Raw genomic sequence first — 18,522 nt, 5'->3', positions numbered from 1 at the left:
ACTTCGATAATGACCGCATTGACCCATCCCCTGTCGCGCCCTGAACTGCTGCGCGACGCCTGCTATATCGACGGCAAGTGGGTAGGCGCCGGCAGCGGCGCGTCGATCCCGGTGGAAAACCCCTCCACCGGCAAGACCATCGTGTCCGTGCCCAAGCTGGGCCGCAAGGAAACGGAACAGGCCATCGCCAGCGCGCAGGCCGCGCTGCCGGCCTGGAGCGCCAAGACGGGCAAGGAACGCGCCGCGATCCTGCTGAAGTGGGCGCAGTTGATGATGCAGAACCAGCAGGATCTGGCTGCCATCATGACCTCCGAACAGGGCAAGCCCGTGACCGAGGCCGCCGGCGAAATCGCCTATGCCGCGTCGTTCCTGGAGTGGTTCGCCGAAGAGGCCAAGCGCATCGACGGCGACGTGCTGCAAAGCCCGAAGGCCGGCCAGCGCCTGTTGGCACTGAAGCAGCCCATCGGCGTCACCGCGGCCATCACGCCGTGGAACTTCCCGGCAGCCATGATCACCCGCAAGGTCGGCCCGGCACTGGCCGCTGGCTGCACGATGGTGGTCAAGCCCGCGCAGCAAACCCCGCTGACCGCGCTGGCACTGGCTGTGCTGGCTGAAGAAGCCGGCGTGCCGGCTGGCGTGTTCCACGTCATCACCGGCAGTTCGCGCGACATCGGCGCCGCCCTGTGCGAAAGCGATGTGGTGCGCAAGCTGAGCTTCACCGGATCGACCGAAGTCGGCCGCACGCTGATGGAGCAATGCGCGCCCACGATCAAGAAGCTGTCGCTGGAACTGGGCGGCAATGCGCCCTTCATCGTGTTCGACGACGCCGACCTGGACCGCGCCGTGGACGGCATCCTGGCCTCGAAATACCGCAACGCCGGCCAGACCTGCGTGTGCGCCAACCGCATCTACGTGCAGGCCGGCGTGTACGAGGAAATCGCCAAGCGGCTGGTGGCCAAGGTCAACGCCATGAAGGTGGGCGATGGCTTTGCCGACGGCGTGACGCAAGGTCCGTTGATCGATGCCAGCGCCATTGAAAAGGTGCAGGAGCACATTGCCGACGCCACCGCGCACGGCGCCAAAGTGATCGCCGGCGGCAAGCCGCATGCGCTGGGCGGCACGTTCTTCGAGCCGACTGTCGTGCGCGACGTCACCCAGGCCATGCGTTTCGCGACCGAAGAAACCTTCGGCCCCGTCGCCCCGCTGTTCCGCTTTGAAACGGAAGAAGAAGTCATTGGCATGGCCAACGACACCATCTTCGGCTTGGCCGCCTACTTCTTCACGCGCGACTACGCCCGCATCTGGCGCGTGTCGGAATCGCTGGAGTACGGCATCGTCGGCATCAACACCGGCCTGATCTCCAACGAAGTCGGCCCGTTCGGCGGCGTCAAGCAATCGGGTCTGGGCCGCGAAGGCTCCAAGTACGGGATCGAGGAATACCTCGAGATCAAGTACCTGTGCGTCGATTTGGGCGGTTGATAGCGCCCCCACGCTGCGCGTGCTGCGTCCGCTTGCTGCCCCCCGCCTTGGGGCGGCCCGGCAGCGGCGCCGGCTTCCGCGCGGCGGGCCGGGGATAAGCAGGTTTCAGGCCCGCTTATCCCCAGCAACTGTGGACAACCCGGCAGATAACTTCTGCACAGCCCCGAAAAGTCCTTTCATTCCAGGCACTTACAAATCACGATCAATTGCCGCTCAGGCGTGATAGATTTGCGCGTTCCCTGGATGAGTCAGTATGAGCAGAACTTTTACCCGCGAGGACACCCGCAAGCTTGCCGTCGTGCTGGCCGAAACCGCCCTGGCGGAGGTCATGCCGCGTTACCGCAACCTGCCGGAAGGCTCCGTGCGGGGCAAGAGTTCACCGCGCGACCTGGTGACCGATGCGGACGAGGCTGCCGAACGCCTGATCTGCGCCCGATTGGCCAAGCTGCATCCCGGCGCCGTGCTGATCGGCGAGGAAGCCTCCTCACGCAATCCCGCCCTGTTGAACATGCTGGTCGACGCCGATCTGGCCTTTCTGATCGACCCCATCGACGGCACCCGCAACTACGTGGCCGGGCTGCCGCTCTTCGGCATGATGATCGCGGCCTGTCACCGTGGCGACGTGATCGCCGGCGTGATCTACGACCCGGTCAACCGCGACAGCGCGCTGGCCGTGCGTGGCGAAGGCGCCTGGATGGAATATGAAAACGGCAGGCAAGTGCCGCTGACCGTGGCCAACCCCGCACCGCCCGAAGAGATGGATGGCTTGATTTCCACCGGCGCGTTGCCTGAACCGCTGCGCACCACCGTCAACGGCAATCTGTCGCGCCTGGGCAGCACCGCGTCGCTGCGCTGCGCCGCGCATGAATACCGGATGCTGGCCGCCGGCCACTGCCACGTCGCCCTCTACAACCAGTTGACGGCCTGGGACCACGCGGCCGGCTGGTTGCTGCACCGGGAGGCCGGCGGTTATGCCGCCCGCTTTGACGGGTCGCCCTACAAACCCACGCATCGCACCGGGGGGCTGCTGTACGCGCCGGACGCCGGCAGTTGGCACGCCGCCCGCAAAGCCTTGCTGGGCGACGCCATTGAGGCGATTGAGGCCTGAAATTCGGGGTTATCCCTAGGAATTATCCACAGTTCCTGTGGACAACCCTATGGAAAGGTCTGTAACAGCGCGAAAAATCCCTTACAGGGCAAGCACTTGCTTAAACCGGTCAAAAACCGGCCGGCAAAAAGCGTGCCTACAGGGCATCCAGCGCTACCGCGCAAGGCTGTTCCACCTTCAGGGTCAATAACGGATCGGCCCGGGTGCGGCCCAGATTGATGGCGGCGATTGGCATGCCATTGCGGGAGGCCGCGGTGACGAAACGGTAGCCTGAATACACCATCAGCGACGATCCCACGACCAGTACCGCGTCAGCGCTCATCAGGCCGGCGTTGGCACGGTCCACCCGGTCGCGCGGCACGGTTTCGCCGAAGAAGACCACGTCCGGCTTGACGATGCCGCCGCAGCGCGGACACGCAGGGATGGTGAAGCGCGAGAAATCCTCGCCTTCCAGATCGGCATCGCCGTCGGGCGCATCCGTGGCGTCCAGCGACGTCCACTCCGGGTTGCTGTGTTGCAGCGCCTCTTGCCAATCTTGCCGGCCACCCCGCCAGTCGCAATTCATGCAGCGCACTTCGTCCAGCCGGCCGTGCAAGTCCACGACTTCGCGGCTGCCTGCGGCTTCATGCAAGCCATCCACGTTCTGCGTGACCAACACGGTGACATGGCCGCGCGACTCCAGCCGCGCCAGCGCACGATGCGAATCGTTGGGCTTGACGCTGCCAAAGCGGCGCCAGCCAACCATGCTGCGAGCCCAATAACGGGCACGCGCCAGGTCATTGCCCATGAAGGTCTGGAGCGTCATGGGCGGCTTGCGCTTCCATTCGCCTTCGGTGTCACGGTAGTCGGGAATGCCGGAATCGGTACTGACGCCAGCGCCCGTCAGCACGAACAGCCGCGGGTGGCGGTCGATGAAGCCGCGCAGCGCGGCCAGATCCGAGACTCGTGTATCCATCCTGACTCCTCTGTCCTGACCGCAACCGCATGCCCCGCATGGAACCGGCGTTCAGCCGCCCAGGCCGCAATCCGGCATGTCGCTGACCAGGCTGGCCTGGGTGACGTTGCTACCCGGCGCCACACTGCGCGTCAGCCAGACGTTACCGCCGATGGTCGATCCCTTGCCGATCGTGACGCGGCCGAGAATCGTGGCGCCAGCGTATATCACGACATCGTCTTCGATCAACGGGTGGCGCGGCAAGCCCTTCTTCAATTCGCCGTTTTCGCCCGGAGGGAAGCGCTTGGCGCCCAGCGTCACCATCTGGTAGAGGCGCACGCGGTCGCCGATGATGGCGGTCTCGCCAATGACCACACCCGTGCCGTGGTCGATGAAGAAGCTGCGGCCGATGGTGGCGCCGGGATGGATGTCGATGCCGGTATCGGCATGGGCGATCTCGGCCACGATACGGGCCAGCATCGGCACGTTCAGGCGATACAGGACGTTGGCCAGGCGATGATGGATCATTGCCGCCACGCCGGGATAGCACAGCAGTACTTCGTCCACGCTGTGCGCCGCCGGATCCCCCTGATAGGCCGCGGTCACGTCCAGGTCGAGTGCCGCGCGCACACGCGGCAGCTCGGCGCCGAATTGCCGCACGATCTCGATAGCGCGGCGCTGCGTGTCCGCCGGGTCCACGTGGTCATGGCGAGCGACGTATTGCAGTTCCAGGCCGACCTGATGCAACAGCGCGTCCAGCGCCGCGCCGATGGTGTGCCCGACGTAGAAGTCTTCGACTTCCTCGCGCAGATCGATGGGACCCAGGCGCATCGGGAACAAGGCGCCACAGAGGTCCTTGACGATCTGGCGCAGGCTTTCCTGCGACGGAAATTCACGCATGCCCGCGTCATCGCGCAGGCGGCCGCGCGGGCCACGCCAGGCGACGCGCGCATCGCGCAGACCGGACACGATGCTGTCCAGGTTCCAGTGGGCCTGCGGAAGGTACGAGGGGCCGCTCATTGCCGCTGCCCCAGCAAGACGCCGTTAAGCCCGGCATTGGGAAGGAATTCAAACATGGGAGTGCCTCACTGACGGTGCATGGCCCGGCCAGCCTGGCCGCCGGGCTATGTTGCTACGCAATAATCCCGTCAACTGTAACCGCTACCGCCCCTGTTCCGGAATCCCTCCGACATGGCATTGGGGTTATGCGGTGGCTTGGCCAGCCTTGACCCCTTCAAGCTCAGCCGTCTCGTAGCCCTGCGGATTGCCCTGCTGCCAACGCCATCCGTCGGCGCACATGGCGGCCACGTCATGCGTGCTGCGCCAGCCCAACAGGGTGGCCGCCAGGGCCGGGTCTGCCCACATCCGCTCGATATCACCCGCCCGCCGCGCCTGCGTGCGCAGGGGGATGCGGCAACCATTGACCTGTTCAAACGCGCGTACCAGTTCCAGCACGCTGGTACCCTGCCCCGTTCCCAGGTTCACCGCGACAAAACCCGGATGCCCCTCCGAATACGACAGCGCCTGCACATGGCCCTGCGCAAGGTCCATGACATGCAGATAGTCACGCACGCCCGTGCCGTCGGCCGTGCCGTAATCGTCTCCGAAGACGCGCAGAAAGGGTTGCCGGCCCACGGCGACCTGGGTGATGAAGGGGAACAGATTGTTGGGCAGGTCGCGCGGGCTTTCACCGATCAGCCCGCTTGGGTGCGCACCGATGGGGTTGAAGTAGCGCAGCGTGACCGCACTGAAGGCGGGGTCTGCAACGCAGACATCCCGCAGCATCTCTTCCACCATCTGCTTGGTGCGGCCATAGGGGTTGGTCGGCGCCAGCGGATGCGCCTCGGTGAATGGCAGGTACTTCGGTTCGCCATAGACGGTGGCCGATGAACTGAACACCAACCTTGAGACGCCCGTGTCGCGCATGGCGCGCAACAGCGCCATCGAACCCGCCACATTGTTGTCGTAGTACTTCAGCGGGTCCGCTACCGATTCCCCGACGGCCTTGCAACCCGCCAGGTGCAGCACCGCCTGCACCGGCGAGCCCCGCGCGACGGCGCCTGCCAGCACCGATTCCACCAGGCCCGGGGTGCGGATATCGCCCTCGATCAGCGGGATCGGCCGACCGCACAGGCGTTCGACCCGGCGCACGGCCTCGCGGCTGCCGTTGCTGAAGTTATCCAGCACCAGCGGCCGCTGGCCCGCCGCCAGCATCGCCACCAGCGTGTGCGTGCCGATATAGCCCGCCCCGCCCGTCACCAGCACATGCAGGTCTGGCATGCCCGCCTCCGTCAAAGATGCGCTGCCATGCCCGGCACCCATGCATGCCGCGGCCGCGGCGCCTGGGCGTGGCCGCGATAGCGGTCAATCCAGTACGACGTGGATGCGTCGTGGCCCCAGTCCACCACGCCCGCCGATACCGGCACCGCCAGTTCGCGTTCGATGCCGGTGGCCAGGCGCTTGCCCAGCTCCACGCCCCATTGATCAAAGGGATTGATCCCCCAGACCACGCTCTGCACAAACACCTTGTGTTCATACAGCGCCAGCAGCGCGCCCAGCCCGCGCGGGTCCAGTTGGCGCAAGACGATCAGCGTCGACGGCCGTCCGCCCGGATGCACCATGTGTTGCGCCAGGCTCAGCGCGCGCTCCTGGTCGTCGATATGGGCCACGTCCAGCAGCGCTTGCTCCAGGCACTTTCCGCGCAAGAGCGCTTGGCGCTGCGCCAGGCAATTGGCCAGCAGCATGCGGTGCGCATCGGGGCTGTCGGCATGGCCTTGCAGGCTGGCGATGAAGTCGACGGGCGCCCCATCCTCGCTTTGATGCAGCCATTGGAAGAACGTGTGCTGTCCGTCCGTGCCCGGCATGCCCCAGATGATGGGGGCCGTCGGCACGCCGACTGCCGCGCCGTCGCCCGCGACACGCTTGCCCAGCGATTCCATTTCCAACTGCTGTAGATAGGTCACCAGGTGGAGCAAGCGTGCGCTGTAGGCCGCGATGTTCAGCGAGTTGTGGCCCAGCACGCTGCAATTCACCAAGCCGGCCAGCGCCAGCTGGATCGGCGCATTCGAGGCGAACGGCGCTTGCTGAAAATGCTGGTCCATGGCCTCGGCGCCGGCCCGCATGCCAATCAGCACATCCGCGCCCACGGTCAACGCGATCGACAGGCCGGCCACCGACCACACCGAATAGCGGCCGCCCACCCAGTCACACATCTTGAACACCTGGCTTGTCGGCACGCCCAGGGCGCGCGCGGCCGGGGCATTGGCGGTAACCGCGGCCAGATGCTCGGACACGTCGGCGACGCCGCCCTGCTTGAGCCAGGCGATGGCCGCCCGCGCATTGTGCAGGGTCTCGGACGTGGTGAAGGATTTGGACGACACCACCACCAGGCAGCGGCGGGGGTCCAGCCCGGCCACGGCATCATGAAAGGCATGGCCGTCGATGTTCGACACGAAACGGATCTGACGGCGCTGCGAAGGACCGCCGAACGCCTGGATGGCCAGCCGGGGGCCCCAGTCGCTGCCACCGATGCCGATGTGCAGCACGGTGGAAAAATCCGCCGTCTGGTCCACTTTGCGAACGAAATCGGTCATGCGCGAGTATTCGCAAACCGAATCCGCATCCTGGCCGTCCGGCTGTTCACGGGTACGCCCAGCACGCAACGCGGTATGCCAGGCGGGCTTGCCTTCGGTCCAGTTGACGGGATCACCCGCGAACAACGCATGGCGCGCATCCGCCACGCCGCGCGCCTGTAGCAGATTCAACGCTGCCGCCTCCAGCGCCGGCGACTGCCGTTGCATGGTCAGGTCCACGCACAATCCTGCCGCCTCGATCACTTTCAACGTGCCGGCATCCAATCCGGCATTCTGCGCGGATTGCGCAAACGCCTGCCACTCGGGGCTGTGCGCCAGGCCGGAGTTCGCCCTTAACGCCTCAATCGCATAGTTGGCCTTACCCATCGCGTGATGCTCCTTAGAACGGTAAACGAACATGAGGTGCAATGCGCCGGAACGCAGTGCGAAAGTCCTCCTCGATACGGGCCAATGCGGCCACGGTGTCTCCTTCAAAACGCAAAACCACCGTTGGCGTAGTGTTGGACGGACGCGCCAGGCCGAAGCCGTCGGCATAGTCCACCCGAACGCCATCCAGATCGTTGATGGACACGGCGCCAGGGAATTCCCCCTGCGCTCGCAGTCTTTCCACCAGTTCGAACTGTTCGCCTTCAGCGGTGTCCAGCTTGATTTCGGGGGTGGCGCAGGATTGCGGCAGGCTTTCCAGCAAGCCCGACGGGTCCGGCGCCGACGACAGAATCTCCAACAGCCGGGCTGCGGCATAGATGCCATCGTCAAAGCCGTACCAGCGCTCTTTGAAAAACAGGTGGCCGCTCATCTCGCCGGCCAAAAGGGCGCCCGTCTCCCGCATCTTGGCCTTGATGAGTGAATGCCCGGTCTTCCACATCGTGGCCTTGCCGCCAGCCTCGACGATGGCGCGCGCCACGTGGCGGCTGCACTTGACGTCATAGATGATCTCGGCGCCCGGATTGCGCGCCAGCACGTCGCGCGCGAACAGGATCAGTTGCCGATCCGGCCAGATGATCTGGCCGGATTTGGTGACCACGCCCAGCCGATCGCCATCGCCGTCGAAGGCCAAGCCGACCTCGCAGTCGGAATAGCGCAGGCAATAGATCAGGTCTTGCAGGTTCTGCGGATCGGCAGGATCAGGATGGTGGCCGGGAAACGAGCCATCCACTTCGCAAAAGAGTTCAGTCACTTCGCAGCCCAGCGCCCGGAACAGCGCCGGCGCCACCGCGCCGGCCACGCCGCTGCCGCAGTCGATGGCGATCTTCATCGGACGCGCCATCCGGATGTCGCCAATCAAGCGTGCGGCGTAGCAGGGCTGAATGTGCATCTGTGTGCGCCCCCCCGCCACGGGGGCCGATTCGATCGGCAAGCGCATCGCATCTCGCAAGGCGGTGATGCCTTCGCCATACAGCGATGCGCTATCCAGCACGATCTTGAAGCCGTTGTGCGCGGGGGGATTATGGCTACCCGTGACGGCGATGCCGGCCCCGGTGTCCATCAGGCGCGTGGCGAAATACACCATCGGCGTGGTCGCCATGCCGATGTCGATCACATGCACGCCCGCCGAGCGCAGCCCTGCCTGTAGCGCCGCGGCCAATTCCACGCTGCTGATCCGGCCGTCGCGGCCCACCACCATCGAGCGTGCACCCAGCTCTCGCGCCCGGGTGCCGGCGGCCATGCCCAGGCTGTGGGCGAAGCGCGCATCGATTTCATCCGGCACCGTGCCGCGTATGTCGTAAGCCTTGAAAACCGCATCCAGAATTTGCGGGGTATCCCAGCCAAAAGTTCCGTGCATGCCAGTTTCTCCGGGTGGCGTTATTTGGGGCCGTTCTGTTTTAGGTCACCGTAATACGCCGCACGGGAGTATCGATAGCTCCCGTACTTGGACCGGAAGCCAAAGCGCTCCGGCATCAGCTTGAGTCCGTTGAAGAGCACGCCGTCCACCGGCGCTCCGGCCTGGATCAGCCGCTTGGCAGTCTCGCGGATCTCGCCCACGGTGTTCATGCCGCTGCGCACCACCACCATGACCGCCGCCGCGTGCGTGCCCACCACCGCCGCATCGGGCGAGGACAGCACGGGCGCCGTGTCCAGGATCACCATGTCGTATTGCGAGGCCAGCTCGCGCAGGGTGGCGCCAAACACGGGAGACGCCAGCAGTTCGGAAGGATCGAAGGTGACGGCGCCCGTGGCAATGAAGTCCACGCCTTCGGACACGCTGTGCTTGCGAACGCGCGCCAGCGGAATCGTGCCCGACAGCACTTCAAACAATCCGTCCTCCTTGGGCACGCCGAAATAGCGGTTCAACTGCCCTTTGCGGAAGTCAGCGTCGATCAGCAGCACGCGCTTGCCCACGCCGCCTTGGATGAAGGCAAAGTTGGCCGACAGGAACGACTTGCCCACGCCCGCCACCGGGCCGGTGAACATGACCATGTTGTTGGCGGACTGGCGCAATGACGCCTGCAACACATTGCGGAAGGAACGCAGGCTTTCAATGGGCGGCGCATTGCCCTGGCTTTGAGCAAGCAGCGCGGGCACCGTGGCGCTCTTGCGGCGGCTGCGGCGCCACAGTTTGTCTTGCAAGTCGCTGTAGGGAATGGCGGCCAACACCGGCAGGCCCGTGTAGCGTTCAACGTCTTCGGGTTCCGACAGGCCACCGAACAGCGCGTTGCGCACAAAGGCGCACAACATGCCGAAGATCAGGCCGATGACCGTGGCCACGCCGACGATGATGGCGGCCTTGGGACGCACGGGGCGGTCGGGTTGCACCGCGGCATCCAGGATGCGCACATTACCCACCTTGCCGGCGCGGATCAGCCGCAGTTGCTGCGCATTGTTCAGCAGCCCCGTGTAGAGCTCGGTATTGACCCGCACGTCGCGCACCAGGCGCACCACGTCCTGTTCCAGGTCGGGCAGTTGCTTGATGGTGTTGCCGATACGGCTGACGTCGCCGCTGAGCGATGCAATCTGCCGGTCGATGGCCACGATGCTGGGGTGGGTCGGCGCAAATCGCGTGATCAGTTCCTGGCGCTTGGAACGCAGTTCCATCACCTTCGTCTGCGCGTCCACCGATTGCGCCAGGATCAGCTTGGCCTCTTCGCTCAGGTCGATGGTGCCGCGCTTGTTGCGCAGGGCGTTGTACTTGGTCTCGGCCGCGTCCAGCTCACCCTTCAGGATGGGCAACTGCTGCTCCAGGAACGTCAGCGACTTCTCGGCCTGGGCCGATTTCCGGTTGACGTTCTGCTGCACGTATTCCTGGCCGATCTGGTTCAGCACCGCAGTGGTCAGCGCGGGATCATTGCCCTCCAGCGAGACGCCGATCACGCCCGACGCGCGGCCGCGCTCGAAGATGCCAAGATGAGATTGCACGTCTTCGATGGCCGCCAGGCGCGAGCTGCGCGATACCGTGAATTCCGTGCCGGGGCGGCCCGCCAACGCATCGATATGCACATCCATCGCACCACCGCCGGGCAACAGGAAGTGCTGTGGCTTGCCGACCGTGCCGTTGAACGTGGCGCCCGTGAACTTGTCGGTCAGCGTGTATCGGCCTTCGCCCAGCGTGGTCACGCGAAAGGGCTTGCCCAGCCATTCGTTGGGCACGTCCAATTGCGAGATCGCAATGGACTCCCCGCCCCACGCATACCCGCCGCGCGGCAGGCTGGACGGATACGGCAATGCCTCATAGCGTTGCGCCAGCCATTCGCCCACGACGGGGAAATAACGGGGCTTGGCGTGGATGTACAGCAGGAATTTGTCGACGGCAGGTCCCACCACCATGCGCGAACGCAGCACTTCCATTTCGCCGGAGGTCTCTGCCTTGGTGTCGAACATGGCGGAGACATCGCCCAGCAGGCTGCGCGCCTGACCATTGGGCATTTCCTCTTCGACCTGGACGATGATGTCGGCCGAATACACGGAGGGCGTCACCATCACGTAGGCCAACGCGCCAAAGAAGGCAAGCAAGGTGATCGCGATGATCATCCACCGATTCGATACGATGGCGTCCACATGCGAGGACAACGGGGTTTCCTGCTGTCGAGCCGGGACGTTCGGCTCGAATGATTCGATAGGCAACGACATGCAGCTCTCCAGACGTGGGCGCCGCCGCGGTTGCGGCCCCCCAAAGGCGTGGTTTAGGGCCTGCGGCCCCGAAAGTCGGACTAGTTGATCGATTTCACGGTCTGTACCGTTTGCGCGCTCGGGAACAGGTTGCTGATGAAGCGGTTCCACCGCACCAGCGCGGCCGTATCCACGAACACGACGTCTTTGGGTTCCAACTCGAACTTCGCTCCTACCGCCAGCGCCTGCGGCGACTTGGAGTTCAGATGGAACACCAATGGCGTCGCCTGCTCGGTGCTGCGGACCACAAACACTTGCGACGCATCTGCCGTGAGCTGGTTCGGTCCTCCCGCCATGCCCAGCGCCTCGGTCAACGACATGCGTCCGTCACGCATCACTACCGTGGTGGGCAGGAACACTTCGCCCATCACGAAAATCTTGCTGTCATCGCGTGGCGTCACGCGCACAATGTCACCCGACTTCAGCATCACTTGATTCAAGTCCTGGCCACGTTCGATCAGCGCCGGCAAGTTCACCCGCGTACGGCGTCCATCACGAATCACATAGACGGCGCTGCGGTCTGCGGTGGGCAATAAACCGCCCGCGCGGTTGACCGCTTCAAGCAAAGTCATCGGAATGTCGTTGATGGCAACCGTGCCCGGCAACTTGACCTCGCCTTCGACGTAGACACGCTTGCTGCGATAGCCCAGCACGCGCACCGTGATCTGCGGATCCTGGATGTACTTGCCGGAACTATTCACTATGAGATTGCGCGCCTGAAGTTCCGTCAACCCCGCCACTTTCAGCAATCCTGTATAGGGAAATTGGATATATCCAGAGGATGAGACCGTATAGCCCGGAATGCCCGAGGCGGTATCTCCCATGATTAGTTCGGTCACCCCTGTTCCGATGGCGTAGGTTTGCGTCGGAAGGACGAGCTCGGGGTGATCCCACACCACGATGGAGAGGATGTCTCCGGCGCCGATGCGATAGGGTTCGACACTGCCAACGAGGCGATCCACGCCATCGTTGTCGATCAGCGCCATGCGGGCGCGCAGGTCGTCCACAACCAGGGACGGCGTGATTTCCTTGATCTGCGCCACGGAGTTCGGATCCAGGGGATCGACGAGGTGTTTGGCGTCAAAGGTCATACCGGGAGACAGGGCGCAGGCGCCCAGCGAGGACACGAGCGCGATAGCGGCGATGGCTCGGCTCAACGTTCCGAAAAATGTCGTCATGGCAAATCCACTGTGAATGACTTCGTTGCTTGGAATGGAGCCCGATGCGTAACGGGTTGCGACATTCCACTCTCTTTTCCACGCCCCGCACATTCGACGGATGTCCTAAGCCTTCTCCTACATCGTTTGGAGGTTTCGGGTACGCCTGGCACTCAATAAGATTTCGTCGGTAGCCACATGTTTTGCGGCACTGCATCGTTTTTTTCCCGGCCGCAAGAAGACTCCCCACGAACAGGAGTGCGCGATGGACCCGTCCAACACGGACACGTCGGCAAGATTCGGCGGAGCAAGTTATCTGTACCGCCTGCTAGACGCCGCGATCGTCATCACCTGCGGCCTGACCGCCACCGGTTTGAAATTCTCGGACGAAGCTCTGGCGGACCCGCCGCAGATTCATCTGTTCCTGATCTACCTGTGCGGCTTGGGCGTGATTGCCCTGTTCCCGGCGTTCCGCCTGTACGTGTCGTGGCGGGGCCGCCTGCTGACCGATCTGGTCGTGCGCAGCCTGATGGCTTGGGCCACGGTGTTCGCGCTGGGCATTCTTGTCAGTTTTCTCATGCATCAGACCGCCGCGATATCCCGCCTATGGGCGGCTACCTGGTTTGGCATGGCCGCGTTGACGCTGGCCGGCGTGCGCATCGCCGTCTATGCGGTGTTGGGCGCCGCACGCGACCGCGGGCTGAACAAGAAGAACGTCTTGCTGGTGGGATTTGGCGCACTGGGCCATGACCTGTGGCGGCGCGTTGAGCGATTCCGGGGCGCGGGTTACGAAGTGGCCGGCATCTACGCCGAACCCCATGAAAGCCTGCCGCCGCAAGTGCGCCGTCTGCACGATCTGGACAACCTGCACGCCTTCGTCCATGAACACAAGGTGCGCGAGATCTGGATCGTGCTTCCGATGGAGGCGGGCCAGGAATTGCGGGAAGTGCTCTACCACCTGCGTAACGACCTGGTGGATATCCGCTGGATCCCCGACGTGATGTCGATTCAGTTGCTGGGCCACCGCATCGGTGAATTCCTGGGCTTGCCGGCGATTCAGCTCAACAGCCTGCCGGCCGCCGGCGTGCGCGGCTGGGCCAAGGAAGTGTTCGACCGGGGATTCGCCGTGTGCGCGCTGGCCGGGCTGGCACCGGTGATGCTGTCCATCGCCCTGTTGGTGAAGCTGACCTCGCGCGGCCCCGTTTTCTTCACCCAGCCGCGGCTGGGCGTGGACGGCAAGGTGTTCCATGTCTACAAATTCCGCACCATGACCCTGCATCAGGAGCATGGCACGGTCACGCAGGCGACCCGCAACGACGCGCGCATCACCCGCATTGGCGGCTTCCTGCGGCGTACCAGTCTGGATGAGTTGCCGCAATTCCTGAACGTGCTGATGGGCGATATGTCCGTCGTCGGCCCTCGGCCGCATGCGCTGGAGCACAACGAAATGTACAAGGACCTGGTGCAGCGCTACATGATGCGCCATCGGGTCAAGCCGGGCATCACGGGCTGGGCCCAGATCAACGGGTTCCGGGGACAGACGGACACGCTGCGCAAGATGAGCGATCGCGTCGAGCACGACATCTACTACATCCAGCATTGGACGTTCCGGATGGACCTGCTGATCATCGCCCGCACGGCCGTGTCGGGATGGACGGGCCGCAATGTCTACTAAGCCTTTGGGATGGCCCGGCCCCCACACCGAGGCGCATGCCGTCCGTGGCGGCATGCTGGCGCGCGCCGATTTCCGCCAGGCGGTGGAAATGCTGCCACTGGTGTCCATTGACCTGTTGCTGCGCGACATCAATGGCCGCTACCTGACCGGTCTGCGGACCAATCCGCCCGCCCGAGGCGCCTGGTTCGTGCCCGGCGGCCGCATCCGCAAGAACGAGTCCTTGCGCAACGCGCTGGACCGCATCGCCCGCGAAGAGCTCGGGCTGCCCATCGCGGCCGATGCCTGGACCCCGCGCGGCGTGTACGAACACTTCTATGGCACCAATTTCGCGGGTGAAGCCGGACGCTCCACCCATTACGTCGTCCTCGCCTACGAGGCCGAGCTTTCGTTGGACATCGCAAGCCTTCCGCAGGCCCAGCATCAGAGCTATCGCTGGCTGCCTGCGGACGAGATCGCCGCCGACCCCGGCGTGCATCCGTACACCCAGGCCTACTTCAAGGAGTGAGCGCCATGACGAATCCCCCTCCCCCCTACCGGGCTGTCATTCTTTGCGGCGGCTCCGGTTCGCGCCTGTGGCCGTTGTCGCGCGAGCTGCTGCCCAAGCAGTTCATCCGTTTGACCGATGACCGCAGCCTGTTGCAGAACACCTTGCTTCGACTGGCTTCGGCCGGCGCCCAGGCCAGGCCGATGCTGGTCTGCAACGACGCCCACCGCTACATTGCGGCGGAGCAGGCGCAGGAGCTGGGCATCAAGGATGTGGAAGTGGTGCTGGAGCCGTTTGCACGCAACACGGCGCCTGCGATCGCTGCGGCCACGCTGCGCGCCATGCAGGACGGCGAAGACCCCATCATGCTGATCATGCCGTCGGACCACGTGCTGGAGGACGGCGAGGTGCTTAGCGCCGCGTTCGCCGACGCCTACGAGGCCGCACGCCAGGGCGCGCTGGTGACCTTCGGGATCACCCCCACCGCGCCGCTCAGCGGCTACGGCTATATCCAGGCCGAAGAACCGGGCGCAATGGCGCCTGCCCGCCGGGTACGCCGCTTCGTCGAAAAGCCGTCGCCGGAAGTCGCGCAGCGCTTCATCGAAGACGGCGGCTACTACTGGAACAGCGGCATGTTCGCGTTCCAGGCGTCGGTCTTCCTGTCGGAGATGGCGCGGCTGGCGCCGAAGATCCTGGAGCAGGTGCAGGCCGCCGTGGCCACGGGCCACGGCGAAAACGCGCTGTTTCACCTGGACGGCCCCTCGTTCGAGGCCTGCCCCAGCGATTCGATGGACTACGCCATCATGGAACGCACCGACAGCGCGGTCGTCATCCCCCTGGCGGCCTCGTGGAGCGATGTGGGCGCCTGGGATGCGGTATGGGGCATCGCCCAAAAGACGGTCGAAGGCAACTCCACCACGGGCGACGTCATGGTGGAGGACTCGCGCAACTGCCTGATCCATTCGACCAGCCGGCTGGTCGCCTCCGTGGGGCTGGACGACATCGTGGTGATCGAAACCGCCGACGCCGTGCTGGTGGCCCACAAGTCCCGGTCGCAGGACGTCAAGCGCCTGGTCGAGATCTTCAAGACCCAGCACCGCTCGGAATTGAACCACCACCGCGAAGTGCAGCGCCCGTGGGGGTCTTACGACTCGGTGGGCCATGGGCCGCGCTACCAGGTCAAGCGCATCACGGTGAAGCCCGGCGCCAGGCTGTCGTCCCAGATGCACCACCACCGGGCCGAACACTGGATCGTGGTGTCAGGCACGGCGCGCATCTACAACGGCGACAAGCAATACCTGCTGACCGAGAACCAGTCGACCTATATCCCGCTGGGTGAAGTCCATAGCCTGGAGAACCCGGGAAAGATCCCGCTGGAGATCATCGAAGTGCAATCCGGCGCCTATCTGGGCGAGGACGACATCGTGCGATTCCAGGACATGTATGGCCGGGTATGAAAAGGGCACGCCTCCCAAGGAGGCGCCCTTTGCCCGGGGACTGCCTGACGGTAGCGCGCCCTTCTGGCGGCCGGGAATGGCGCGCATCTGCCTGCCGATAGCCGGGTTGTTCTTCCTGGTCCTGGTGACCGTGGGCAACCTGCCCGGCCTGGCCGCGGACATGTCCGATGCCTTCGGCGACAAGCGGTTGCACCTGGCGGCTTACGCCTTCCTGACCGGACTAGTCTACGTGTCGGTCAACCGGCGCCCCGCGCTGGTGGCCCTGCTGTCGGCTACCGCATTGGGTGCGTTGGATGAATCAATCCAGTCCTTTTTTCCCTATCGACAGGCTGAACTCTTAGACCTTTTGGCCGATATCTTGGCGGCTGGTGCAACAGTAATCTCATTGCACATTGGTTCCGCAGCCTTCGGCTCCTTTCGTGCAGTCACTAAGTCTTAAGGACACAACCATGCCAAAACGGGCACTGATTACCGGCGTTACCGGCCAAGACGGGGCCTATCTGGCGGAGTTCCTGCTGGCCAAGGGCTATGAGGTCCACGGCATCAAGCGGCGTGCTTCGCTGTTTAATACCGCGCGCATCGATCACCTGTACCAGGATCCGCACGATCAACCGCGAAATTTCGTGTTGCACCACGGCGACATGACCGATTCGTGCAGCCTGATCCGCATTGTTCAATCGGTGCAACCAGACGAAATCTACAACCTGGCGGCACAAAGCCATGTGGGGGTCTCGTTCGAGGAACCGGAGTACACGGCGAATGCCGACGGGCTGGGCACCTTGCGCCTGCTGGAAGCCATCCGCATCCTGAAGCTTGAGGAGAAAGCGCGCTTCTATCAGGCCTCCACGTCGGAACTGTATGGCTTGGTGCAGGAAACGCCGCAGAAGGAAACCACCCCCTTCTACCCGCGCAGCCCCTACGCCGCCGCCAAGCTTTACGCCTATTGGATCAGCGTGAACTACCGCGAGGCGTATGGCATGTACGCCTGCAACGGCATTCTGTTCAACCATGAATCGCCCAAGCGCGGTGAGACCTTCGTCACCCGCAAGATCACTCGCGGACTGGCGCGTATTGTGCTGGGCTTGCAGGAATGCCTGTACCTGGGCAATTTGTCTGCCCTGCGTGACTGGGGCCATGCCCGCGACTACGTGGAAATGCAGTGGCTGATGCTGCAACAGGACACGCCCGAGGACTACGTCATCGCGACCGGCATGCAATACAGCGTGCGCGAGTTCATCAATACGGCGGCGCGCGAGCTGGGCATCCTGCTGGCCTGGGAAGGCGAAGGACTGGAAGAGACGGCCACCGTGCTGTTCTCGCCCGTCCATGACATCAAGCCGGGGCAGGTCATCGTGCGCGTCGACCCGCGCTATTTCCGCCCGACCGAAGTGGAAACCTTGCTGGGCGACCCCACGAAGGCACGGGAAAAACTTGGCTGGTCGCCGCGCACCACCTTTGCGCAACTGGTCAAAGAGATGGTGGAGAGCGACCTGAAAGATGCGCGCCGCGACGCATTGGTCGAACAGAACGGCTACGAAATCTACGCCTACAAGGAGTAGTCCGCCATGACGAACCTGGACCAACGCGTGTTTGTCGCCGGCCATCGCGGCATGGTCGGCGCCGCGATCACCCGCGAACTGCACCGCCGCGGCTATCCGCACGTGCTGACCCGTGGCCGGGCCGAGCTGGACCTGGAAAACCAGAACCAGGTACATCGCTTCTTCTCGACCACGCCGGTCGACGTGGTGTACCTGGCGGCCGCCAAGGTGGGCGGCATCCTGGCCAATCAGAATCATCCGGTCGACTTTCTGTACAAAAACCTGATGATCCAGTGCAACGTCATCCGCGCCGCTTACGCGGCCGGCGTACGCAAGCTGTTGTTCCTGGGGTCGTCCTGCATCTACCCCCGCGATGCGCCGCAACCGATCCGTGAAGACGCCCTGCTAACCGGCCCGCTGGAATCCTCCAACGAACCGTACGCCATCGCCAAGATCGCGGGGCTGAAGTTGTGCCAGGCCTATCAGCGCGAGCACGGCGCGCGTTTCATCTGCGCCATGCCCACCAACCTGTATGGTCCGCACGACAACTACGACCTGCATAGCAGCCACGTATTGCCGGCGCTGATCCGCAAGTTCCACGAGGGCCGGGAATCCGGCCAGGAAAGCGTGACCATCTGGGGCACCGGCACACCGTTGCGCGAGTTCCTGTACGTGGACGACCTGGCCCAAGCCTGCGTGATGCTGATGGAGCACCCCGACGCCGAAGGCATCTACAACATCGGCGCGGGCAAGGACATCGCCATCGCCGACCTGGCAGCGCTGGTCGCGCGCGTGGTGGGCTACCGCGGGCGCATCGTCCACGACACCAGCAAGCCGGACGGCACGCCACGCAAGCTCATGGATTCCTCGCGCGTGCAGGCGCTGGGCTGGCAGCCCGAGATCTCTCTGACCGACGGCATCACGCTGGCCTATGGGCACTTTCTGCGTGAACGCGCCGACCAAACCCAACAGGCGCTGCCCGTGGCCTGAAGG

At 64.3% G+C, this 18,522-nt stretch carries 15 protein-coding genes; 8 read left to right on the top strand and 7 right to left on the bottom strand.

The genetic code is table 11. From position 1 onward, the window contains the following. The first annotated feature begins 9 nt into the window (after positions 1–9). Both HV753_RS08610 and HV753_RS08605 read left to right on the top strand, forming a co-directional pair. Positions 10–1,479 carry an NAD-dependent succinate-semialdehyde dehydrogenase gene (locus HV753_RS08610; RefSeq protein WP_175174035.1) on the top strand — a complete coding sequence of 490 codons (1,470 nt, stop codon included), beginning with the start codon at positions 10–12 and terminating at the stop codon, positions 1,477–1,479. Positions 1,480–1,732: 253 nt separating this feature from the next. Continuing rightward, on the top strand, positions 1,733–2,587 hold the full coding sequence (locus HV753_RS08605) for an inositol monophosphatase family protein (protein ID WP_175174034.1): 855 nt from the start codon (positions 1,733–1,735) through the stop codon (positions 2,585–2,587). Positions 2,588–2,723: 136 nt separating this feature from the next. Here HV753_RS08605 and HV753_RS08600 read toward each other — a convergent pair whose 3' ends face one another. The 7 genes from HV753_RS08600 to HV753_RS08570 all read right to left on the bottom strand — a co-directional run bounded on the left by HV753_RS08600 (position 2,724) and on the right by HV753_RS08570 (position 12,396). Further along, positions 2,724–3,542 (bottom strand): NAD-dependent protein deacetylase, encoded by an 819-nt coding sequence (locus HV753_RS08600; RefSeq protein WP_175174033.1) that lies wholly within the window; start codon positions 3,540–3,542, stop codon positions 2,724–2,726. A gap of 51 nt (positions 3,543–3,593) precedes the next feature. Beyond that, positions 3,594–4,541 (bottom strand): serine O-acetyltransferase EpsC, encoded by a 948-nt coding sequence (gene epsC / locus HV753_RS08595; RefSeq protein WP_175174032.1) that lies wholly within the window; start codon positions 4,539–4,541, stop codon positions 3,594–3,596. 183 nt (positions 4,542–4,724) lie between these two features. Further along, positions 4,725–5,801, bottom strand: a complete 1,077-nt coding sequence (gene galE, locus HV753_RS08590) for a UDP-glucose 4-epimerase GalE (protein WP_175174031.1) — start codon at positions 5,799–5,801, stop codon at positions 4,725–4,727. Between the two features lie 11 nt (positions 5,802–5,812). Continuing rightward, on the bottom strand, positions 5,813–7,480 hold the full coding sequence (pgi, locus tag HV753_RS08585; protein ID WP_175174030.1) for a glucose-6-phosphate isomerase: 1,668 nt from the start codon (positions 7,478–7,480) through the stop codon (positions 5,813–5,815). A gap of 13 nt (positions 7,481–7,493) precedes the next feature. Then, complete coding sequence (locus HV753_RS08580; RefSeq protein ID WP_175174029.1) at positions 7,494–8,897, bottom strand: phosphomannomutase/phosphoglucomutase; 1,404 nt, start codon at positions 8,895–8,897, stop codon at positions 7,494–7,496. 20 nt (positions 8,898–8,917) lie between these two features. Beyond that, positions 8,918–11,179, bottom strand: coding sequence for a GNVR domain-containing protein (locus HV753_RS08575; protein ID WP_175174028.1), 2,262 nt, complete (start codon positions 11,177–11,179; stop codon positions 8,918–8,920). Positions 11,180–11,259: 80 nt separating this feature from the next. Next, positions 11,260–12,396 carry a polysaccharide biosynthesis/export family protein gene (locus tag HV753_RS08570; RefSeq protein ID WP_175174027.1) on the bottom strand — a complete coding sequence of 379 codons (1,137 nt, stop codon included), beginning with the start codon at positions 12,394–12,396 and terminating at the stop codon, positions 11,260–11,262. A 244-nt stretch (positions 12,397–12,640) separates the two neighbouring features. Between HV753_RS08570 and HV753_RS08565 the strand changes: the two genes are divergently transcribed. The 6 genes from HV753_RS08565 (at position 12,641) to HV753_RS08540 (ending at position 18,519) form a co-directional block, all read left to right on the top strand. Continuing rightward, the gene (locus HV753_RS08565) at positions 12,641–14,050 is read left to right on the top strand and encodes an undecaprenyl-phosphate glucose phosphotransferase (RefSeq protein WP_175174026.1); all 1,410 of its coding nucleotides are present in this window, start codon (positions 12,641–12,643) and stop codon (positions 14,048–14,050) included. Between the two features lie 52 nt (positions 14,051–14,102). After that, on the top strand, positions 14,103–14,555 hold the full coding sequence (locus HV753_RS08560) for a GDP-mannose mannosyl hydrolase (protein WP_175174636.1): 453 nt from the start codon (positions 14,103–14,105) through the stop codon (positions 14,553–14,555). A 5-nt stretch (positions 14,556–14,560) separates the two neighbouring features. Next, positions 14,561–15,991 (top strand): mannose-1-phosphate guanylyltransferase/mannose-6-phosphate isomerase, encoded by a 1,431-nt coding sequence (locus HV753_RS08555; RefSeq protein ID WP_175174025.1) that lies wholly within the window; start codon positions 14,561–14,563, stop codon positions 15,989–15,991. Positions 15,992–16,067: 76 nt separating this feature from the next. Continuing rightward, complete coding sequence (locus HV753_RS08550; protein ID WP_175174024.1) at positions 16,068–16,430, top strand: VanZ family protein; 363 nt, start codon at positions 16,068–16,070, stop codon at positions 16,428–16,430. Between the two features lie 10 nt (positions 16,431–16,440). Then, complete coding sequence (gmd, locus tag HV753_RS08545; protein WP_175174023.1) at positions 16,441–17,550, top strand: GDP-mannose 4,6-dehydratase; 1,110 nt, start codon at positions 16,441–16,443, stop codon at positions 17,548–17,550. A 6-nt stretch (positions 17,551–17,556) separates the two neighbouring features. Next, on the top strand, positions 17,557–18,519 hold the full coding sequence (locus tag HV753_RS08540; RefSeq protein WP_175174022.1) for a GDP-L-fucose synthase family protein: 963 nt from the start codon (positions 17,557–17,559) through the stop codon (positions 18,517–18,519). The last annotated feature ends 3 nt before the right edge of the window (positions 18,520–18,522 follow it).

The organism is Achromobacter pestifer (genome assembly GCF_902859625.1).
GTDB classification, from domain to species: Bacteria; Pseudomonadota; Gammaproteobacteria; order Burkholderiales; family Burkholderiaceae_B; genus Achromobacter; species Achromobacter pestifer.
Note: the sequence above shows the minus strand (reverse complement) of the source record. Positions and strands in the feature narration are given on the sequence as shown.